Annotated in this window: 18 protein-coding genes; 14 read left to right on the top strand and 4 right to left on the bottom strand. The window is 42.5% G+C overall.

The features are described 5' to 3' along the window. Positions 1–38: 38 nt before the first annotated feature. Positions 39–458 (bottom strand): HIT family protein, encoded by a 420-nt coding sequence (locus BO219_RS00785; RefSeq protein WP_077427794.1) that lies wholly within the window; start codon positions 456–458, stop codon positions 39–41. Positions 459–860: 402 nt separating this feature from the next. On the opposite strand from BO219_RS00785, the gene BO219_RS00780 reads away from it, so the two are divergent. Continuing rightward, positions 861–1,607 (top strand): ABC transporter ATP-binding protein, encoded by a 747-nt coding sequence (locus BO219_RS00780; RefSeq protein ID WP_171699894.1) that lies wholly within the window; start codon positions 861–863, stop codon positions 1,605–1,607. Beyond that, positions 1,600–2,784 carry an ABC transporter permease gene (locus BO219_RS00775; protein ID WP_077427792.1) on the top strand — a complete coding sequence of 395 codons (1,185 nt, stop codon included), beginning with the start codon at positions 1,600–1,602 and terminating at the stop codon, positions 2,782–2,784. The genes BO219_RS00780 and BO219_RS00775 overlap by 8 nt, the downstream gene beginning before the upstream one ends. Positions 2,785–2,794: 10 nt before the next feature. Here the strand turns inward: BO219_RS00775 and BO219_RS00770 are convergent, their stop codons facing one another. Next, positions 2,795–3,997, bottom strand: a complete 1,203-nt coding sequence (locus BO219_RS00770; protein ID WP_077427790.1) for a M20 family metallopeptidase — start codon at positions 3,995–3,997, stop codon at positions 2,795–2,797. A gap of 68 nt (positions 3,998–4,065) precedes the next feature. On the opposite strand from BO219_RS00770, the gene BO219_RS00765 reads away from it, so the two are divergent. Continuing rightward, positions 4,066–4,434, top strand: coding sequence for a rhodanese-like domain-containing protein (locus BO219_RS00765; protein WP_077427788.1), 369 nt, complete (start codon positions 4,066–4,068; stop codon positions 4,432–4,434). A gap of 13 nt (positions 4,435–4,447) precedes the next feature. On the opposite strand, the gene BO219_RS00760 is transcribed toward BO219_RS00765, so the two are convergent. Next, a complete protein-coding gene (locus BO219_RS00760; protein WP_077427786.1) occupies positions 4,448–4,954 on the bottom strand; it encodes an antibiotic biosynthesis monooxygenase family protein in 507 nt (168 codons plus the stop codon). A 180-nt stretch (positions 4,955–5,134) separates the two neighbouring features. On the opposite strand from BO219_RS00760, the gene hemE reads away from it, so the two are divergent. From hemE to BO219_RS00710, 10 genes are all read left to right on the top strand, one after another. Further along, complete coding sequence (gene hemE / locus BO219_RS00755) at positions 5,135–6,184, top strand: uroporphyrinogen decarboxylase (RefSeq protein WP_006319083.1); 1,050 nt, start codon at positions 5,135–5,137, stop codon at positions 6,182–6,184. A 7-nt stretch (positions 6,185–6,191) separates the two neighbouring features. Further along, entirely contained in the window at positions 6,192–7,139 is a 948-nt protein-coding gene (hemH, locus tag BO219_RS00750) for a ferrochelatase (RefSeq protein ID WP_077427784.1), read from the top strand. Continuing rightward, on the top strand, positions 7,136–8,554 hold the full coding sequence (hemY, locus tag BO219_RS00745) for a protoporphyrinogen oxidase (protein WP_077427782.1): 1,419 nt from the start codon (positions 7,136–7,138) through the stop codon (positions 8,552–8,554). Before hemH ends, hemY begins: the two co-directional genes overlap by 4 nt. A 97-nt stretch (positions 8,555–8,651) precedes the next feature. Then, entirely contained in the window at positions 8,652–9,221 is a 570-nt protein-coding gene (locus tag BO219_RS00740) for a TetR/AcrR family transcriptional regulator (protein WP_077427780.1), read from the top strand. 32 nt (positions 9,222–9,253) lie between these two features. Next, positions 9,254–11,590 (top strand): YhgE/Pip domain-containing protein, encoded by a 2,337-nt coding sequence (locus tag BO219_RS00735; protein ID WP_077427778.1) that lies wholly within the window; start codon positions 9,254–9,256, stop codon positions 11,588–11,590. Positions 11,591–11,725: 135 nt separating this feature from the next. Beyond that, positions 11,726–12,745 (top strand): LacI family DNA-binding transcriptional regulator, encoded by a 1,020-nt coding sequence (locus BO219_RS00730; RefSeq protein ID WP_077427776.1) that lies wholly within the window; start codon positions 11,726–11,728, stop codon positions 12,743–12,745. Between the two features lie 33 nt (positions 12,746–12,778). Beyond that, a complete protein-coding gene (locus BO219_RS00725) occupies positions 12,779–14,086 on the top strand; it encodes an ABC transporter substrate-binding protein (protein WP_077427774.1) in 1,308 nt (435 codons plus the stop codon). Between the two features lie 69 nt (positions 14,087–14,155). Next, the gene (locus BO219_RS00720; RefSeq protein ID WP_077427772.1) at positions 14,156–15,451 is read left to right on the top strand and encodes an ABC transporter permease subunit; all 1,296 of its coding nucleotides are present in this window, start codon (positions 14,156–14,158) and stop codon (positions 15,449–15,451) included. An 11-nt stretch (positions 15,452–15,462) separates the two neighbouring features. After that, positions 15,463–16,290 (top strand): carbohydrate ABC transporter permease, encoded by an 828-nt coding sequence (locus BO219_RS00715; RefSeq protein WP_077427770.1) that lies wholly within the window; start codon positions 15,463–15,465, stop codon positions 16,288–16,290. A 17-nt stretch (positions 16,291–16,307) separates the two neighbouring features. After that, positions 16,308–17,993 carry a glycoside hydrolase family 13 protein gene (locus tag BO219_RS00710; RefSeq protein WP_077427768.1) on the top strand — a complete coding sequence of 562 codons (1,686 nt, stop codon included), beginning with the start codon at positions 16,308–16,310 and terminating at the stop codon, positions 17,991–17,993. Positions 17,994–18,021: 28 nt separating this feature from the next. On the opposite strand, the gene yhfH is transcribed toward BO219_RS00710, so the two are convergent. Further along, the gene (yhfH, locus tag BO219_RS00705) at positions 18,022–18,153 is read right to left on the bottom strand and encodes a protein YhfH (protein ID WP_077427766.1); all 132 of its coding nucleotides are present in this window, start codon (positions 18,151–18,153) and stop codon (positions 18,022–18,024) included. A gap of 153 nt (positions 18,154–18,306) precedes the next feature. Between yhfH and BO219_RS00700 the strand changes: the two genes are divergently transcribed. Continuing rightward, complete coding sequence (locus BO219_RS00700; RefSeq protein ID WP_077427764.1) at positions 18,307–19,041, top strand: MBL fold metallo-hydrolase; 735 nt, start codon at positions 18,307–18,309, stop codon at positions 19,039–19,041. The last annotated feature ends 13 nt before the right edge of the window (positions 19,042–19,054 follow it).

Raw genomic sequence — 19,054 nt, 5'->3', positions numbered from 1 at the left:
AATGACGAAAGAAGGTGTCCGCGCGGGACACCTTCTTTTCATAAAGCTTGTTTGATTTGTGCAGCGATGTGCTGTAACTCATCAAACGTATAGTTGCTTTGATTGGATTTCCACACAGCTCCAAATCCGTCTCCTTTACCGTACCGCGGAATGATATGCATATGATAATGGAAAACGGTTTGGCCTGCAATTTCTCCGTTGTTGTTTAAAATATTGATGCCTTCTGGGGAAAACTGTTCACGAATCGCGTTGGCGATTGTAGGAACAACTTCAAATACACGTTGCGCAAGTTCAGGTGTTAGCTCGTAAATGTTTTCTTTATGTATTTTCGGTACAACGAGCGTATGCCCCTTTGTCACTTGACTAATGTCTAAAAAGGCGATGACATGTTCATTTTCAAATACTTTTGCGGCAGGAATGTCTCCGTTTATAATTTTACAAAAAATACAGTCGCTCATGTTGATGCCACCTTTCTTTCCATTTTGTCTTTATTTTACCACACGATCGTCGTTTCGAAAAACGGAAAGAGCAGGATGCGTATCGCATCCTGCCCATTGAAGAGGGATCTTCATGATTACGTGTCTTTTGGGAACACCTCATTTACGAGTAGAATCAGTTACGCGTTTGTGAGTGCGACATTGTTCAAGATGACCATCCCCTTTTCAAGGGAGTGTTTTCGTTGTTACAGGCTAGCTAATGTGCGGCCCGTAGACACCTCATTTCATCATGTTCTTGAACTTGCTTTGTTGCTCACTGCGACTTGCTACTTGTTTGTCCCTCTTCGCTACTTATCATAACCCGTTTTTCTTTTTATTATTCATTTGTTAAAATAAAAAATAATGACGTAAGAAAGGAAAGCGATGATGGCACTATTACAAGTTCAGCATATATTCGGTGGCTATACGAACCAAAATATTTTAGATGACGTATCGTTTACCGTGCAAAAAGGGGAAGTTGTCGCGCTGATCGGGTTAAATGGAGCAGGAAAAAGCACGACAATTAAACATATTATCGGATTGATGCAACCGCGTAAAGGAACAATTACAATAAATGGTATGACGTTTCAAGATGATCCACAAGCATATCGCACACAATTTACATACATTCCGGAAATGCCTGCGCTATACGAAGAATTGACGCTTGAAGAACATTTACGTCTCACCGCCATGGCGTATGGTGTGACGGATCGAGCATACGAACAGCGCGTGCCACAGTTGTTGAAGGCGTTTCGGCTTGAGAAAAAGTTAAGTTCGTTTCCTGCATTTTTTTCAAAAGGAATGAAACAAAAAGTAATGATTATGTGCGCTTTTTTAGTCGATGTGCCGCTTTATATTATTGATGAACCATTTGTTGGATTAGATCCGCTCGCCATTCAAGCGCTACTTCAGCTTATTGAGGAAAGAAAAAAGGAGGGAGCGGGTGTGCTGTTGTCGACGCACATTTTAGCGACAGCCGAGCGATATTGTGATTCGTTTATCATTTTACATGATGGGCAAGTGAAAGCAAGCGGATCATTGCCAATGCTTCAAGAGCAGTTACATATGCCTCATGCCACACTTGATGATATATATATCGAATTAACGAAGGAAGAGACGAACGATGATTGATGGACAACAGTTATGGAAAAAGCGGATGATTGCTCATCTCGCCGAGGTGAGACGGTACGGTCGTTATATGTTCAACGATCATTTGTTGCTTGTCTTATTTATCGGCATTGGGGCAAGTGCGGTATTTTATAAGCGAGCAGTTGATGAACTGGTGTCTTTTCCTTATGCTGTTGTTGCTTCGCTTTTGCTCGCTTTTGCGGTGACGCAAGGTGGAGTGCGGACGTTTGTTAAAGAAGCAGATGCGGTATTTTTTCTTCCGATCGAGCGACGGCTTCGTCCGTATTTTTGGCGTGCTGCGGTGTACAGCTTCTTTCTGCATTTGTACGTTTCGTTTATTGTATTTGTCGTCCTTTTGCCTTTGCATTTTAAATTTTCATCGCAGCCGTTGTTTATCGTCTTGTTGGCGATTGTGTTTTTAACAGGATGGAATATGTTCGTTCAATGGCAAGAGGAGGCAAGAATTGGGCGAGATCATTTTCATACGTTTGTTCGCTTTTTAACGAATGCAACGTTTTTTTATTTTTTATTTCTCCAACAATATGTGTGGATGTTTGTACCTTTGCTGTTTATGGTTATCCTTGCGCGATATGTGGAGCAAAAAGGACGCAAAAGCGGGCTTCAATGGGAGCAATTGCTTGCTGATGAACGGCGACGAATGCAAGCGTTTTATCGGATTGCACATGCATTTGTTGATGTTCCTCACATGAAACATACGGTAAAAAAACGGACGTCACTTCGTTTCCTTTTCCGTTTGCTCGCTCGTTTGCATATGCGCCCGTATACGTATTTGTATGTACGTACATTTTTCCGTGCGGGCGATTATTTCGGTTTGTTCGTTCGTTTGACTGCGATCGGTAGCGTCTTTATTTTTACATTGCCTCGCGGTGTGGAGTGGTTTGCTCTTTTATGTTCGTATGCAACAGCGGTACAATTGCTTTCGCTTCGCTTGCACCATCGCGGGCATCCGCTTCTCTCCCTTTATCCGATCTCGTCTGTTGAGGCGCATCGATCGTTTATGAGTGTGTTATTGACTATTGGGGTGAATCAAGCGTTTATTTTTGGTATGGTTGCATATATCGCTCATGGCGTTTTCACTATGTTATCGACGTTTTTTATTGTTTTCATATGCTACGGTGCGATTATCGTTTATATGAGAAAAAAACGGGAAGCGGCTTGAACCGCTTCTTTTACTTTTCCGTATATTGAATGGCTGCAAGACCGAGTGTTTTCGCCGCAATAAGCATCGCGCGTTCATCGAAGTCAAATTTCGGATGATGATGCGGATAAGCGATTGTTGTTGTTTCGGCTTTTGCCCCTGTAAAGAAAAACGTTCCTTTTACACGTTGTAAATAATAGGCGAAATCTTCTCCGCCCATATGCGGAGGAATTTCGACGACGTCGGTGACTTCATCTATTTCATGGGCGATAGAGGCGAGAAATTTCGTTTCTTCTTCATGGTTCACAACAGGCGGATAACCGCGGGTGTACGTGTATTCATACGTACAACCATTGGCGATGCATGTACCTTTAACAATTTGCTCAATTTCTCGTTCAATATCGTCACGTACCTGCTCAGAAAATGTTCGCACTGTTCCTATTAATGTGGCGCGATCAGCGATGACGTTAAATGCGTTGTCGGAAACGAAAGAACCGATAGAGACGACAGCAGGTTCAAGCGGATTGACGCGACGGCTAACGATTTGCTGCAAATGTAGTACGAGTTGCGAGGCGGTAACGATTGCATCTTTTGTTTTGTGCGGCTCTGCTCCGTGACCGCCAGAACCTCGGATGACGACTTGGAATCGGTCTGCCGCTGCCATAATCGGTCCTGTCCGATATTGAATGACACCTGTTGGCGCTGTCGCCCATATATGTGTGCCGAAAATGGCATCTACTCCTTCTAAACAGCCGTCTTCAATCATCGCCTTTGCCCCGCCTGGTGCGTATTCCTCTGCATGTTGATGGATGCAAACAATCGTACCTCTCCAATGTTCACGTAATTCATATAGCGCTTTGGCAAGAACGAGAAGCGTGGCCGTATGCCCATCGTGCCCACATGCGTGCATGACACCTGGAACGGTTGATTTATATGGTACATCTTTTTCATCTTGAATCGGAAGGGCGTCAAAATCCGCCCGAAGCGCTACTGTTTTTCCGCCTTGTTGGCCATGAATAGTTGCGACGATCCCGTTTCCTCCAATATTTGTTCGCACAGGAATGCCAAGTTGTTTATAGTAATTGGCAATATATGCGGCTGTTTTATACTCTTGAAACGATAGTTCGGGATGTTGATGCAAATAACGGCGAATCGTAACCATTTCGTCGTAATATTCACGAAGCTTAGCAAATAGTAATGTTTTCACGTGAACCGCTCCTTCTGTTTTTTTCATTATACCATCGTTGACAAATGATCGAAAACGGGTTAATATACCCATATACGTATTTAGGAGGAACATATATGGGTACATGGATTAATGTCGTTCTCATCATTTTGCTTATTTATTTTGTTGCGGCAAAAATGTTGCCGACAAAAGGTGTGGAGCATATTACACCAGATGAGTTAAAAGAAAAATTAAAACAAACGAAAGACCGCCAATTTATTGATGTACGCACACCTGCGGAATATCGTGCGCGCAACATTCGTCAATTTAAAAATATCCCGCTTCATCAGTTGGCTGATCAACTACATGAGCTCGATCGCGAGAAAGAGACGATTGTGATTTGTCAAAGTGGTATGCGTAGCAATCAAGCGACAAAAATATTAGCGAAAAATGGATTTAAGCGCGTCGTGAACGTGCGCGGCGGCATGAACGCTTGGAATGGATAAGGCTGACGATGTGTCAGCCTTCTTTTACAACTGCATATGTTGTCACATAGGATGGACGCGGAAAAATGGACCGTTGTTGATCGATTCCTTTTTCTGTGCCACGTTTTTGGTGCGCTTTTTCGTAAGCTTTAGACTGTTGCCAACGACGAAAGGCACTTTCATTTTCCCACATCGTCATAATGACATATGTATCGCTTTTTAACGGACGTAACACGCGAATAGCGACAAAGCCAGGTTCTTTTTCAATTAAACGCGCTCGCTGATTGAAGCGATGTTCAAATAGTGGTCTACCTTCATCTGTGACAGGAATGTTATTACAAACGATAAACTCCCCTCCGAGCAATCCAACAGCATCTAGCACTTCATATGGACGAGGCTCATGAAATAAAGAGTTTCCTTCTGTCTCATGAATGAGCATACCATTGTCCTCATTACATGCGAGCAACATGCGCTCATTTGGATGCTGATCGCGTAATCGTTTTAAGTAGTCGATTGTTCCATTTGTCATAAATACGTACACCGATATCATCCCCTTCCTTTTCTTGCTCATATTTTACCACTTTCTTTTCTTCTTGGCGATTTCATGAACGTTGCACATTATTACTACCCAGACGGTGAAAAAATCGGTATAGTTGTGTTAGTGGAAACAAATAAACAATTTCGCTACACTATAATATAAGCGATTACATAACATGAAAGGATGGACATGATGATTAAAAACGATACATTTTTACGTGCCTGTCGCGGAGAAGCGACGGAATACGTTCCTGTTTGGTATATGAGACAAGCAGGGCGTTCGCAACCGGAATACCGCGCGTTGAAAGAAAAATATTCGCTTTTTGAAATTACACACCAACCAGAGCTATGCGCCTATGTGACGCGTTTGCCTGTTGAACAATATAACGTCGATGCGGCCATTTTATATAAAGATATTATGTCACCGCTTCCAGCGATCGGTGTCGATGTCGATATTAAAGCGGGTATCGGACCAGTTATCGACAATCCGATTCGTTCGCTTGCCGATGTCGAACGTCTCGGTGAAATTGATCCAGAAAACGACGTGCCATACGTGCTTGAAACGATTCGCCTATTGACGAAAGAGCAACTGACTGTTCCGCTCATCGGTTTTGCTGGTGCGCCGTTTACATTAGCGAGCTATATGATTGAAGGTGGCCCTTCGAAAAACTATAATAAAACGAAAGCGTTTATGTATGCGGAACCGAAAGCATGGTTTGCCCTTATGGATAAGCTAGCGGATATGACAATTCGTTACGTGAAAGCGCAAATTCGTGCCGGGGCAAGCGCCATTCAAATTTTCGATTCTTGGGTTGGTGCAGTCAATGTTTCTGATTATCGTCAATTTATTAAACCGACGATGGAGCGTATTTTTACCGCGCTTCGTGACGAACATGTTCCGCTTATTATGTTTGGGGTTGGCGCAAGCCATTTAGCGAAAGAATGGCACGATTTGCCGCTTGATGTCGTCGGTTTAGATTGGCGCTTATCGATTCGTGAAGCGCGCGAGATGGGGCTGACAAAAGCGTTACAAGGCAATTTAGATCCAGCCGTATTGCTTGCCCCATGGGAAGTTATCGAAGCGCGCGTCAAACAAATTTTAGATGAAGGCATGGCGCATGAAGGTGGGTACGTATTTAACTTAGGGCATGGCATTTTCCCACAAATCAAGCCAGAAACGTTAAAACGACTTACAGCGTTTATCCACGATTATTCAGCAAAAAGAAAAGGATGAATAAACGATGTCAAAAAAAGTAATGGGATTGCTTGTCATGGCGTACGGCACGCCGTATAAAGAAGAGGATTTAGAGCGATATTACACGCACATTCGTCATGGTCGCAAACCGTCGGAAGAGATGCTAGCGGATCTTCGCGAGCGTTACGAAGCGATCGGAGGCATCTCACCGCTTGCAGCTATTACAAAACAACAGGCGGAAAAACTTGCCGAGCGACTTAATGAAGTACAAGACGAGATTGAATTTCGCATGTATTTAGGATTAAAGCATATTGAGCCGTTCGTTGAAGATGCCGTTCGGCAAATGCATGAAGACGGAATAGAAGAAGCGGTTTCGATCGTATTAGCGCCGCATTTTTCGACATTTAGTGTCAAATCATATAACGAACGAGCAAAAGAAGAAGCGGCCCGTTTAGGTGGACCGAAGTTGACGTGTGTGGAAAGTTGGTATACTGAACAGAAATTTATTCAATATTGGGCAGAACGAGTAAAAGAAACGTATGCTTCGATGTCTGAACGAGAGCGGGAAAAAGCGGTGTTGATCGTTTCCGCCCACAGCTTGCCTGAAAAAATTATTGCAATGGGAGATCCGTATCCAAAACAACTACAAGAAACAGCCGATTTCATTGCGAAAGAAGCAGGTGTTTCGGAATACGTCATTGGTTGGCAAAGTGCAGGCAATACGCCAGAGCCTTGGCTAGGTCCTGATGTGCAAGATTTAACGCGACAACTATATGAAGAAAAAGGGTACGAGGCATTCGTATACGTTCCAGCAGGATTTGTGTCCGATCATTTAGAAGTGTTGTACGATAACGACATTGAATGTAAACAAGTAACAGATGAACTTGGCGTCAGTTACTATCGCCCGCCGATGCCAAACGCCCATCCGCAGTTTATTGACGCCCTTGCAACTGTTGTGTTAAACCATTTGCGAAAAGAAGGGGAAGTGTCATGAAAAAGAAAGTCGTCATTATTGGCGGTGGGATGACGGGACTTGCGGCAGCGTATTACTTGCAAAAAGAAGCGCGCGAAAAACAGTTGCCCATTTCGTGTGAATTAATTGAAGCGAGTCATCGACTTGGCGGAAAAGTGCAAACGGTGTATCGCGATGGTTTTGTCATTGAGCGCGGACCGGATTCTTTTTTGGCACGAAAAATGAGCGCCTCACGCCTCATTCACGAAGTCGGGCTTGAGAAAGAGCTCGTGCATAATACGGCAGGTCAATCGTACATTCTCGTTAATCGAACGCTTCATCCGATTCCAAGCGGAGCGGTGATGGGCATTCCGACGAAGCTTGCACCGTTTGTTGTAACGCGACTGTTTTCGCCATTTGGAAAGTTGCGAGCTGCAGCTGACTTTGTTTTGCCACCGTTAAAAACGAAGGGGGACGTATCGCTCGGGCAATTTTTCCGCCGTCGTCTCGGAAATGAAGTGGTGGATCGCCTCATTGAACCTTTATTATCAGGCATTTATGCAGGCGATATTGACCAACTTAGCTTAATGGCAACGTTTCCTCAATATTTCCACTTAGAGCAAAAACACGGAAGTCTCGTGCTCGGCATGAAGCGATCGATGCCGAAACAAAAAACGAAACAAAAAAGCGACAAAGGCATTTTTCAAACGTTAAAAACGGGGTTGGCTTCGCTTGTCGATGCGATTGAGCAAAGGTTGGAAAAAGGAACGGTGCATAAAGGAGTCCGTGTTGAGCGGATTGAGAAGGTTGAGGAACGATATGTGTTAACGTTAAGCAACGGGGAGAAAAAAGAAGCGGATAGCGTTGTAGTCGCTGTTCCGCATCAATCATTGCCATCGCTTTTTCCGAATGAAACGATGTTTTCTTCTTTTGAAACGATGCCATCGACGTCTGTTGCAACGGTCGCATTAGCGTTTCCGAAAGAAGCGGTCGCGAAGGATATGAATGGAACGGGATTTGTTGTTTCGCGCGATAGCGATTATACGATTACCGCATGTACGTGGACGCATAAAAAATGGCCACATACGACACCAGAAGGTTATGTTTTGTTGCGTTGTTATGTCGGACGTCCTGGGGATGAGGCGATTGTTGATCAAACAGACGAAGATATCGTTCAAGTCGTGATGGACGATTTAAATAAAGTGATGAACATTACGATGAATCCGATGTTTTCGATTGTGACACGTTGGAAACAATCGATGCCGCAATATACGGTCGGTCATCGTGAACGGATGGAACGGGTGAAACAACATATGCAACAACATCTTCCAGGCATCTTTTTGGCAGGAAGTTCGTATGAAGGGCTTGGGCTCCCGGATTGCATCGATCAAGGGGAAGAGGCAGTTAAAAAAGTATTGCATTATTTAGCTTATACGAAAGAAAAGGTGTCGCTATAAAAGGCACCTTTTTTCTTGCAACTACAGATCATATGTGTTACGATATAAAACAAAATGACCAAAATGTTCATTTAGTCAAAATAAAGGATGAACGCCTATGTCAGATAAAAGAAAACAAATTATTGAAGCGGCAGCGAAGTCATTTTCGCTTTTTGGCTATAAAGCAACGACGATGGACCAAGTAGCGAAAATGGCGAATGTCGGAAAAGGGACGATTTACACGTTTTTTAAAAGTAAAGAAGAGCTGCTTGAAGACATCGTTTCTTCGATCATTTCTGAAATTAAGCATGAGGCAGACGCGGCAATCGATCAACGCTTATCGTTTAACGAAAACGTACAACGTGCTTTGCAACGTATTTTTACGTTTCGCAAAGAACATGAGTTGACGATTAAGCTGTTACAAGAAGTGCGCGATATCGGCACGCCAGCTGTACGTGATGTGATGAAGCGACTTGATCGTGAAATGATCGCTTATGTGCGGGAAAAAATAGAAGAGGCGATGGCAAAAGGGGAAATTCGTTTGTGCGATGCAGAGCTAACGGCGTTTTTAATGTTCAAGATGTATATCGCGTTACATGTTGATTGGGAAAAAGAGCATGAGCCGTTGTCGCAACAAAAAATTGCCGAACTGTTTGATTCGTATTTATTAAAAGGATTATCTCGATGATGATCCTTCTCTTTTTTGTGTAAAATGACTAAATGAACAAATTGGTCAATATTTTAAAAAGGGGGTTGAGCAAATTGTTTATAAAAGAAATAAAAGCGGTCACGTCCAATCGGAAAGTGCTTATTCCGATTATCGCTGTTTTATTTATTCCGCTTTTATATAGTGGTATGTTTTTATGGGCGTTTTGGGATCCGTATGATCATTTAGACGATTTGCCTGTCGCTGTTGTTAATAATGACAAAGGCGCGACATTTGAAGGAGAAGAGCTCCATATTGGTGATGATCTCGTCGACAAGCTAAAAGAAAAGAAACAGTTTGATTGGCATTTTGTAAGCCAAAGTGAAGGGGAAAAAGGATTAAAAGAGCAACGGTATTATATGCTGATTGAAATTCCTGAAGATTTTTCTAAAAACGCAACGACGTTACAAGATGATCACCCGAAAAAGCTTCAACTTATTTACAAGCCAAATGAAGGGTTTAACTTTTTATCTGCCCAAATCGGTGGAACAGCAGTAGAAAGAATTAAAACAGAGGTAGCAAAAACATTAACCGAAACGTACGCCGAAAACATGTTTGAAAACGTAAAAACGTTGGCGGACGGATTAACAAAAGCGAGCGATGGGGCAAACAAATTGCATGACGGATTGATAGATGCAAAAGACGGAACGAACAGGCTATATGATGGGATGAACAAAGCGCGAGATGGCTCCAATGAATTGTATCGCCATTTAGCGACGCTTGCTGAAAAATCAATTACATTTACGGACGGTTTGCATCAAGCAGCTGACGGTTCAATGCAAGTTCAAACCGGTGTTCAAACGCTTCATGATGGAATGAAGCGCATGGTAGATGGGCAAGGACAATTGCTTGCAGGAGCACAGCAAGCAAAAGAAGGAACAGTAAAACTGGCTTTAGGTACAAATCGTATACTTGAAGGAATGAAAGCGCTCGATGCTCGCATGCCACTACTTTTACAAGGCTCAGAGCAATTAAGTGGCGGGACGGAACAACTAGTTACATCGCTTGCCGAGTGGCAACAAGGAGCTACGCAAGTTCAAGCGGGTGCGACGCAAGTGACAAGCGGGTTAGAGCAACTCGTTTCGCAACTTAATACGCTTGTTGCGCAAGCGTCAGATCCAGTACAAAAAGCGGTATACGAGCAATTAAAACAACATGTTGAGCAATTATCACTAGGGAGCAAACAAGTAGAAACAGGCGTTGTACAGTTGAACAATGGAGCTAAAGCGTTACAAGTAGGTGCGACGTCTTTAAGCGAAGGGGCAAAGCGACTACATGAAGGGCATGTGGCTCTCGATAGCGGCGTAAACGAACTGCTTGCTGGACAACAGCAACTCGCCGATGGCGCAAATGCATTAGTGAACGGACAAGAACAGCTTGTTTCGGGCATGCATACGTTACATGAAAAAATGCAAGAAGCGAAACAAGGGACAGAGAAGCTCGCAAATGGTGGTCAAACACTTGCTTCTGGTTTGCAAGCTCTTGCGAATGGGGGCGACCAACTGCAAGATGGTGCGCATCGGTTAGCGGATGGTGCACAACAATTAGCGAACGGAATGAATGAACTAACAAACGGAACCGAAACATTGCAAGATGGAATGAATCAGCTTGCGGACGGTTCAGGAGAACTAGCAGATAAATTGAAAGAAGGTGCTGAAAAAGCAAGCAACGTCAAAGCAAACGAAGACGTATATAACATGTTTGCCGAACCGGTGAAAGTAAAAGATAAAAAAATCAATGAAGTGCCAAACTACGGAACAGGGTTTACACCATATTTCTTGTCGTTAGGATTGTTTGTCGGTGCGCTTTTACTTTCGATCGTCTTTCCACTTCGCGAACCGGCTGGAGTGCCACGCTCACCATTTCAATGGTTTTTTGCGAAGTTTGGTGTACTCATTGGTGTGGGTGTGTTACAAGCGCTTCTTGCGGACAGCGTATTGCTTTTCGGGCTTGATTTACAGGTGAAAAGCGTTCCGTTATTTCTTTTGTTTAGCGTGGTGACAAGCATTACCTTTTTATCAGTCATTCAATTTCTCGTTACAGTTTTTGGAGATCCAGGACGATTTATCGGAATTGTCATCTTAATTTTACAATTAACGACAAGCGCAGGTACGTTCCCGCTTGAGTTAATTCCACGTGCATTGCAACATTTTAACGCATGGCTGCCGATGACATATTCTGTTTTCGGATTTAAAACGGTCATTTCGAGCGGTGATTTTGCGTTTATGTGGGAAAACGTCGGCAAATTACTTATGTTTATTGTCGTTATGATGGCTGGAACGATGACGTATTTTACGATTCAACATCGTCGTCAATTTATAACGATTGTCGAACGAGCTTCTGAGGCGTAATATGCTTCAGAAGTTTTTTTGATGAAAAAATTTTTAAAAAATTAACTTGCATATACAAGATGATGTGCGTATAATATGGATATGAAAACGATTTCATTCGTTTCTTTTCGATTGGAATGAGGGGGGAATGGGAGGATGGCGACGATTGAAGATGTCGCCAAGCTAACAGGGCTTTCACGGACGACGGTTTCGCGCGTCATTAACAATCACCCGTACGTGTCAGAAGAGAAACGAAAGCTCGTGCTTGAAGCGATGGAAAAGCTAGGGTATGTACCGAATTCATCGGCTAGAAGTTTGCGGAATCAAAAAACGAGCATTTTAGCGCTATTTATTCCGCGTATTACAAATCCTTTTTTCAGCGAACTTGTAGAAGCGACAGAAATTGCGGCAGCCGAATATGGCTACCAGCTCATTATTTGTCAGACGCGCTATTCGCCTGAAAAAGAGTTAAACTATATGAATTTATTAAAAACGAAACAAGTAGATGGTGTTATTTTAGCTTCTATTCAAAATGAATGGAAAAAGCTAAAACCTTTTTTGCAATACGGGCCGATTGTCCTTTGCAATGAGTTTGATGATCGTGCAAACGTTCCAACGGTTCGGCTCGATCAAGTATACGGGGGATACATAGCGACAAAACATTTGCTCGAACAAGGCCATACGAAAATCGCATACTGTTCCGGCGGTTATCGAAGCAATGTGGCAAAGTCGCGTGAAATCGGTTTTAAAAAGGCGCTGGCGGAGTATAAAGTTTCATTTCATGAGCAGTATGCTTTTCGCGATGCGTTTCATATCGCAGACGGGAAGCGTGTATTCCAAAAAATGATGGCGCTTTCAGAGCGACCGACGGCTGTATTCACCGGAAGCGATGAAGTAGCGGCCGGCATTATATCTGAGGCGTTAAGATGTGGCTATCGCATCCCTGAACATTTAGCTGTTGTTGGTTTTGACAATCAAGCGATTACTGAGCTAACAAACCCGACGATTACAACTGTGCATCAGCCAGTCAAACAAATGGCACAAAAAGCGGTGGATATTATCGTAGAAAAAATTCAGACAAAAAGGTATGACGTACAAGAAATTTATGAATTTCCACTTCAGTTGATTGTACGTGCGTCGACAGTTGGTAGCGAGCTTCATAAAAGTGAAGCTTGACATACATTTTATTCAATAAAGGGGGACTTTTTCATGAAGAAGGCAACGAAATTTTCTTCTGCATTGTTAGCGCTTACGCTCGGCTTGACAGCTTGTTCTGGCGGTCAAGACACAGACAAGAAGGAAACAACGGATAAAAAAGACGATGCAAAAAAATCAGAAGAAGTTGTAAAAATTGTGTACGCTCGCGGTAAAGATGCAACAAAAGCGACAGAAGAAATCGTCAAAGCGTTTGAAGCAAAATATCCAAACATTGATGTTGAATTCCGCGAAATGCCTTCAGACACAGGGGCTCAGCACGATGCATACGTCACGATGTTAAATGCGAAGTCGTCTGAAATTGACGTCATGGATTTAGACGTCGTTTGGCCAGCAGAATTTGCGCAAGCTGGATATGTTCTTCCGCTCGATCGTTTTATTGAAAAAGACGGCATTGATTTAAATGCATATAACCAAGGTGCACTCGCAGCTGGAAACTTCGACGGAAAACAATGGGCGATGCCGAAATTTATTGACACAGGACTATTATTTTATCGTAAAGATATCGTACCAGAGGAGAAAGTACCAAAAACTTGGGATGAGTTGTTGACAGCTGCACGTGAGTTTAAAGGGCAAGGTGGTACACAATTCGGCTACTTAATGCAGGCGAAACAATATGAAGGGTTAGTATGTAACGCGATTGAATTTATTGCGGCATACGGTGGAAAAATTGTAGACGAAAACAATAATGTTGTTGTCAATAGCCCTGAAACAATTAAAGGATTAAAGAAAATGGTTGAGATTGCAACATCTGACGTTGTGCCAAGCAACATTACAACATTTACAGAACCAGAATCTCATACAGCGTTTATTGAAGGTCAATCTCCATTTATTCGCAACTGGCCATATCAATACGCGTTAGCAAACGATCCAGAACAATCAAAAATCGTTGACAAAGTCGGCGTTGCGCCACTCCCTGCTGGTGATAAAGGGGCAGCTGCCGCATTAGGTGGATGGATGACAGCAATTAACGCATATTCGAAAAATAAAGAAGCAGCTTGGGAATTTGTGAAATTTATGACTGGTCCAGAAGGTCAAAAAATTTCTGCGATTTACGGCGGTTTAGCACCAACGCTTCCAGAACTATTTAAAGATGAAGAAGTGTTAAAAGCGAATCCATTCTTCGCAGAAGAAGGATTTGTTAACGGATTAAACGCAGCGGTACCACGTCCAGTTGTACCAAACTACCCAGAAGTGTCTGAAATTATTCAAATTAACGTATCAAAAGCGATTGCTGGACAAATTACAGTTGAAGAAGCAGTTGCGAACATGGAAAAAGAAATTAAAGCTGTTATGCAGTAATGACACGTTAGCCTTCAGCCTCTTTTGAGCGCTGAAGGCTAAATCCTTTGCATAAAGGGGGAACAACGAGTGAAAAACGAAAAAAAATCGGAGCGCCGTTTAGCGTATATTCTTGTTGCTCCGTCGCTTTTGCTTATTTTAGCTGTCGCCATTTGGCCAGTCATTCAGTCATTTTATTTCAGTTTATTTGACTATCGTCTCAACAACCCAGCGAAGTCCTCTCTCCATCTTGATTACAGCTTAAACTTAGAGCGATATTTAGAAAATTATCCATTTTTAATGAGCGCATTAAAGCAAGAGATAGCTCAAGCAACGGGTGCGGAAAAAGAACAGCTGGAATCGTTGCAAGAAAAATTGCAACAAGTCGATGAGGAAATTCGCGCGGATAAAGAAGTAGCAAAACGATATGAACAAGTTGATGAAATTTTAAATAATTTTGAAGTGCCGAGTGAAGAGCTCAAAATTGTTTCTATTGATGAAGAAGCGGCACAACATTTAACAAAAACGATTAGCGAAACGAAACAAACATTAAAGACATTAAACGAAAACGGACAATTAAAACAAGGGGACAAATTAACAGGGCTTGCAAACGGATTAAGCGGGGCGGTTATTGAACCGAACTTTGTCGGTTTAGCACATTACAAAAACTATTTGAGCGACTCCCGTTTATGGAAAGCGCTTTGGAATACAACTGTATTTACGGTTATTTCTGTATCCATTGAACTAGTGCTCGGTTTAGCGATCGCGCTGTTGATTAATAAAGCGTTTTTTGGACGCGGACTTGTCAGAGCAACGATTTTAATTCCGTGGGCAATTCCGACAGCCGTATCCGCGTTAATGTGGAAATTTTTATATGATGGACAAAACGGAATTGTTGCAAAATACTTCGCGGATATCGGAATTATTAATGATATGAGTGAGCTACTCACGACAGGAACAGGAGCAATGTTTGCTGTCATTTTCGCTGACGTGTGGAAAACGACTCCATACATGGCATTATTGCTGCTAGCAGGTTTGCAGACGATCCCAAGCTCACTATACGAGGCGGCATCGATTGACGGAGCGACAAAGTGGCAACAGTTCGTCAAAATTACGCTACCTCTTTTAAAGTCAAGCATTCTTGTTGCACTCTTGTTCCGTACGCTTGATGCGTTTCGTGTATTTGACTTAATTTTCGTATTGACAGGCGGCGGACCAGCGAACTCGACAGAAACGATTTCGATTTTAGCATATAAAGTCATGTTCTCACAAACAAACTTCGGTGGCGGTTCAGCGTTAGCGGTAATCGTCTTTATTTGCGTAGCGATTATTTCGACGATTTACATTAAGATTTTAGGTGCTGACCTCATTTCTGATCGAAAATAGGAGGTGCGACGATGCAAAAGAAAGCCGGGCCATTGTTTTACGTGTTTTTATTTGTTTTTGTTTTTTTAGTCATGTTTCCATTTTTGTGGATTTTATTAAGTTCAATCAAGCCGTTAACGGAATTGTTTGGAGATGAGGCGTTTAATTGGTTTACGAGCCATCCGACGTTAAAAAGTTACGTCTCTGTTTTCGTCAATTATCCGTTTTTAAAATATTTATGGAACAGCACAGTCATTGCGACAATTACAACCGTATATACCGTATTTGTAGCAGCGTTTGCTGCATATGCGATCGCCCGTTTAGATTTTAAAGGTAAATCGATTATTCTTGGCATCGTTTTATCTGTTTCGATGTTTCCGCAAATCGCGACGATTTCGCCAATTTATATGTTTGTTAAAAAGTTTGGGCTAACGAATAGTTATTTAGGATTAATTATTCCGTATACGACGTTTGCGTTGCCGCTTTCGATTTGGCTATTAGTGACGTTTTTCCGTAAAATTCCGTTCGATTTAGAAGAAGCAGCGAAAATGGACGGCGCAACACCGTTGCAGACGTATTTTAAAGTCATTTTGCCGTTAGCTGTACCAGGCATTTTCACAACGTCCATTCTCGTGTTTATTGCGGCATGGAACGAATTTTTATTCGCGTTAACAATTAACACAGCAGAAAATTATAAAACGGTACCGGTTGGGATCGCAATGTTCCAAGGGCAATATACGATTCCATGGGGCGAAATTTCAGCAGCGACCGTTATCGTTACGATTCCGCTCGTTATTATGGTATTATTATTCCAACGTCGCATCGTATCAGGTTTAACATCTGGTTCTGTAAAAGAATAGAGGGGAGAGGAATAAACATGTGGTGGAAAGAAGCAGTTGTATATCAAATTTATCCGCGCAGTTTTAAAGATTCAAATGGGGACGGAATTGGCGATTTGCGCGGCATCATCGAAAAATTAGATTATTTACAAGAGCTTGGCGTCGATGTCGTTTGGTTATCGCCTGTATATAAGTCGCCAAACGACGATAACGGCTATGACATTAGCGACTATCAAGACATTATGGACGAGTTTGGTACGCTCGCTGACTGGGACGAACTGCTTCACGAAATGCATGCACGCGGCATGAAATTAGTGATGGATTTAGTCGTCAACCATACGTCAGATGAACATCATTGGTTTATTGAATCGCGCAAGTCAAAAGACAATCCGTATCGCGACTATTACATTTGGCGACCAGGGAAAGACGGAAAAGAGCCGAACAATTGGCAATCGTTTTTCAGCGGTTCTGCTTGGCAATATGATGAAGCGACAGGGGAATATTACTTACATTTATTTTCGAAAAAACAACCAGATTTAAACTGGGAAAACGAAAAGGTGCGCGAAGAAATTTTCAACATGATGACATGGTGGTTAGATCGTGGCATTGACGGATTCCGGATGGATGTTATCAACTTATTATCAAAAGTAGAAGGTTTGCCAGATGCGCCGGTGACAAATCCAAACGATCGTTATCAATGGGGCGGTCAATATTTTGTGAACGGTCCGAAATTAATGGACTATTTGCGTGAAATGAAAGAAAAAGTATTAAGCAAATACGACATTATGACAGTCGGCGAAACACCAATGGTCACAACAGACGATGCCATTCGGTTTACGAACGAGCAAGATGGCGTAATGAATATGTTGTTTCAATTTGAGCATATGGACGTCGATTCGAAACCGGGTAGCCATCTCGGCAAGTGGGACATTCAACCGTGGAAATTAACCGATTTGAAAAAAATTATGAGCAAATGGCAAGTTGAACTGCACGGGAAAGGTTGGAACTCTCTTTATTTAGAAAATCACGATCAACCGCGTTCTGTTTCGCGTTTTGGTGACGACAAAACGTATCGTGTAGAAAGCGCAAAAATGTTAGCGACATGGCTACATATGATGCAAGGAACGCCATACATTTATCAAGGACAAGAAATCGGTATGACGAACGTTTCTTTCCCGTCCATTGAATATTATCGTGACGTGGAAACGATTAACTTATGGAACGATGTTGTAGTAAACAAAGGGTATGATCCAGACAAAATATTAAAGGCGATTCATTACCGCGGTCGCGATAATGCGCGCACACCGATGCAATGGGATGCGACAGAACATGCAGGCTTTACGACAGGCACTCCGTGGATTAATGTAAATCCGAATTATCGCGACATTAACGTCGAACAAGCGTTGAAAGATGAAAACTCGGTGTTCCATTATTATAAAAAACTCATTCGTCTCCGAAAAGAGCATCCAATTATCGTATACGGATCATATGAACTGTTGCTTGAAGATGATGAACAAATTTATGCGTACGTACGCAAGTTGAACGATGAGCAGCTGCTTGTCATCACAAACTTTAGCAGCGAGCAGCCAACATTTACATTGCCGTCACATATCACGTTTACGGAAAAACAATTGCTTATTAGCAACTATACGGTCGATGAAAATGAATCGATTGACACGATTGTGCTAAAACCGTATGAAGCACGTGTATATAAGTTAAAGTAAAAAGCAGCCGCGCAGGCTGCTTTTTACTTTAACAAGAAACGTTTAAACATTGCACGCAAACGTTGCCGTAACATTCATGTTGTTCTTCCATTTCTTCGCCGCACTCGCAACATGTTTTCGGTGGTAACTTTTTATAAAATTCAGACATTTTTTCTAACATAACTCCCCATCCCCTTCGCTTTTGTTGACTTTATTGTATTATAACAGATATATATTTGTCAATAGTTGTTTTATAACATTTGCGTATGTGAAATTTGTTCAGAAATTTGGTATCGTTTAGTTGTACACATTTTTGCAAGGAAGGTGAATACATATGAAAGTGACAGTGATCGGCTATTGGGGAGCATTTCCGAAAAAAAATGAAGCAACGTCATGTTATTTAGTTGAACATGACGGGTTTCATCTGTTAGTTGACTGTGGAAGCGGAGCGTTAGCGCAACTTCAAAACGTCATTGACATTGAGCAAATTGATGCGGTTATCATATCACATTATCATCACGACCATGTCGCAGATATCGGACCGCTTCAATACGCGCGACTCATTAAGAAAAATTTAGGCGCACATTTGCCTGAGCTTCCTATTTATGGACATTCGTTTGATCGGGATGGATTCGCACGCCTTGCTCATAAAGGAGTGACGAAAGCGGTGGCGTACGATCCGAACGATGAGCTTCATATCGGTCCATTTACGATTACGTTTATGCCGACAGAACATCCAGCTGTTTGTTATGCGATGCGCATTTGTGCAGGAGAAAAGACGGTCGTATACACAGCAGATTCTAGTTATTTGCCTGAGTTTGTTCCTTTTGCAAAACATGCGGACGTACTGATTTGCGAATGCAACTTTTATGCCGGGCAACATGCGAAACAAGCAGGGCATATGACGAGCGAGGAAGCGGCAACGATCGCGCGCGACGCTGGCGTTAAAACATTGCTACTAACGCACTTACCTCATTTCGGCAACGTTGAACAACTTGTCGACGAAGCAAAAACGATCTTCCGTGGCGATGTGCAATTAGCAAAAACAAGATGGACATGGGAAGGGTAGCGATCGGCTACCC

It is taken from the genome of Anoxybacillus kestanbolensis, assembly GCF_001996285.1.
GTDB lineage: Bacteria > Bacillota > Bacilli > Bacillales > Anoxybacillaceae > Anoxybacillus > Anoxybacillus kestanbolensis_A.
This window is presented reverse-complemented; position numbering and strand designations above follow the sequence as displayed.

Excerpts from the sequence above, each read along its gene's own strand:
- BO219_RS00785 (WP_077427794.1), bottom strand. The coding sequence starts at position 458 with ATGAGCGACTGTATTTTTTGTAAAATTATAAACGGAGACATTCCTGCC.
- BO219_RS00780 (WP_171699894.1), top strand. The coding sequence starts at position 861 with ATGATGGCACTATTACAAGTTCAGCATATATTCGGTGGCTATACGAAC.
- BO219_RS00775 (WP_077427792.1), top strand. The coding sequence starts at position 1,600 with ATGATTGATGGACAACAGTTATGGAAAAAGCGGATGATTGCTCATCTC.
- BO219_RS00770 (WP_077427790.1), bottom strand. The coding sequence starts at position 3,997 with ATGAAAAAAACAGAAGGAGCGGTTCACGTGAAAACATTACTATTTGCT.
- BO219_RS00765 (WP_077427788.1), top strand. The coding sequence starts at position 4,066 with ATGGGTACATGGATTAATGTCGTTCTCATCATTTTGCTTATTTATTTT.
- hemE (WP_006319083.1), top strand. The coding sequence starts at position 5,135 with ATGGACATGATGATTAAAAACGATACATTTTTACGTGCCTGTCGCGGA.
- hemH (WP_077427784.1), top strand. The coding sequence starts at position 6,192 with ATGTCAAAAAAAGTAATGGGATTGCTTGTCATGGCGTACGGCACGCCG.
- hemY (WP_077427782.1), top strand. The coding sequence starts at position 7,136 with ATGAAAAAGAAAGTCGTCATTATTGGCGGTGGGATGACGGGACTTGCG.
- BO219_RS00740 (WP_077427780.1), top strand. The coding sequence starts at position 8,652 with ATGTCAGATAAAAGAAAACAAATTATTGAAGCGGCAGCGAAGTCATTT.
- BO219_RS00735 (WP_077427778.1), top strand. The coding sequence starts at position 9,254 with ATGAACAAATTGGTCAATATTTTAAAAAGGGGGTTGAGCAAATTGTTT.
- BO219_RS00730 (WP_077427776.1), top strand. The coding sequence starts at position 11,726 with ATGGCGACGATTGAAGATGTCGCCAAGCTAACAGGGCTTTCACGGACG.
- BO219_RS00725 (WP_077427774.1), top strand. The coding sequence starts at position 12,779 with ATGAAGAAGGCAACGAAATTTTCTTCTGCATTGTTAGCGCTTACGCTC.
- BO219_RS00715 (WP_077427770.1), top strand. The coding sequence starts at position 15,463 with ATGCAAAAGAAAGCCGGGCCATTGTTTTACGTGTTTTTATTTGTTTTT.
- BO219_RS00710 (WP_077427768.1), top strand. The coding sequence starts at position 16,308 with ATGTGGTGGAAAGAAGCAGTTGTATATCAAATTTATCCGCGCAGTTTT.
- yhfH (WP_077427766.1), bottom strand. The coding sequence starts at position 18,153 with ATGTTAGAAAAAATGTCTGAATTTTATAAAAAGTTACCACCGAAAACA.
- BO219_RS00700 (WP_077427764.1), top strand. The coding sequence starts at position 18,307 with ATGAAAGTGACAGTGATCGGCTATTGGGGAGCATTTCCGAAAAAAAAT.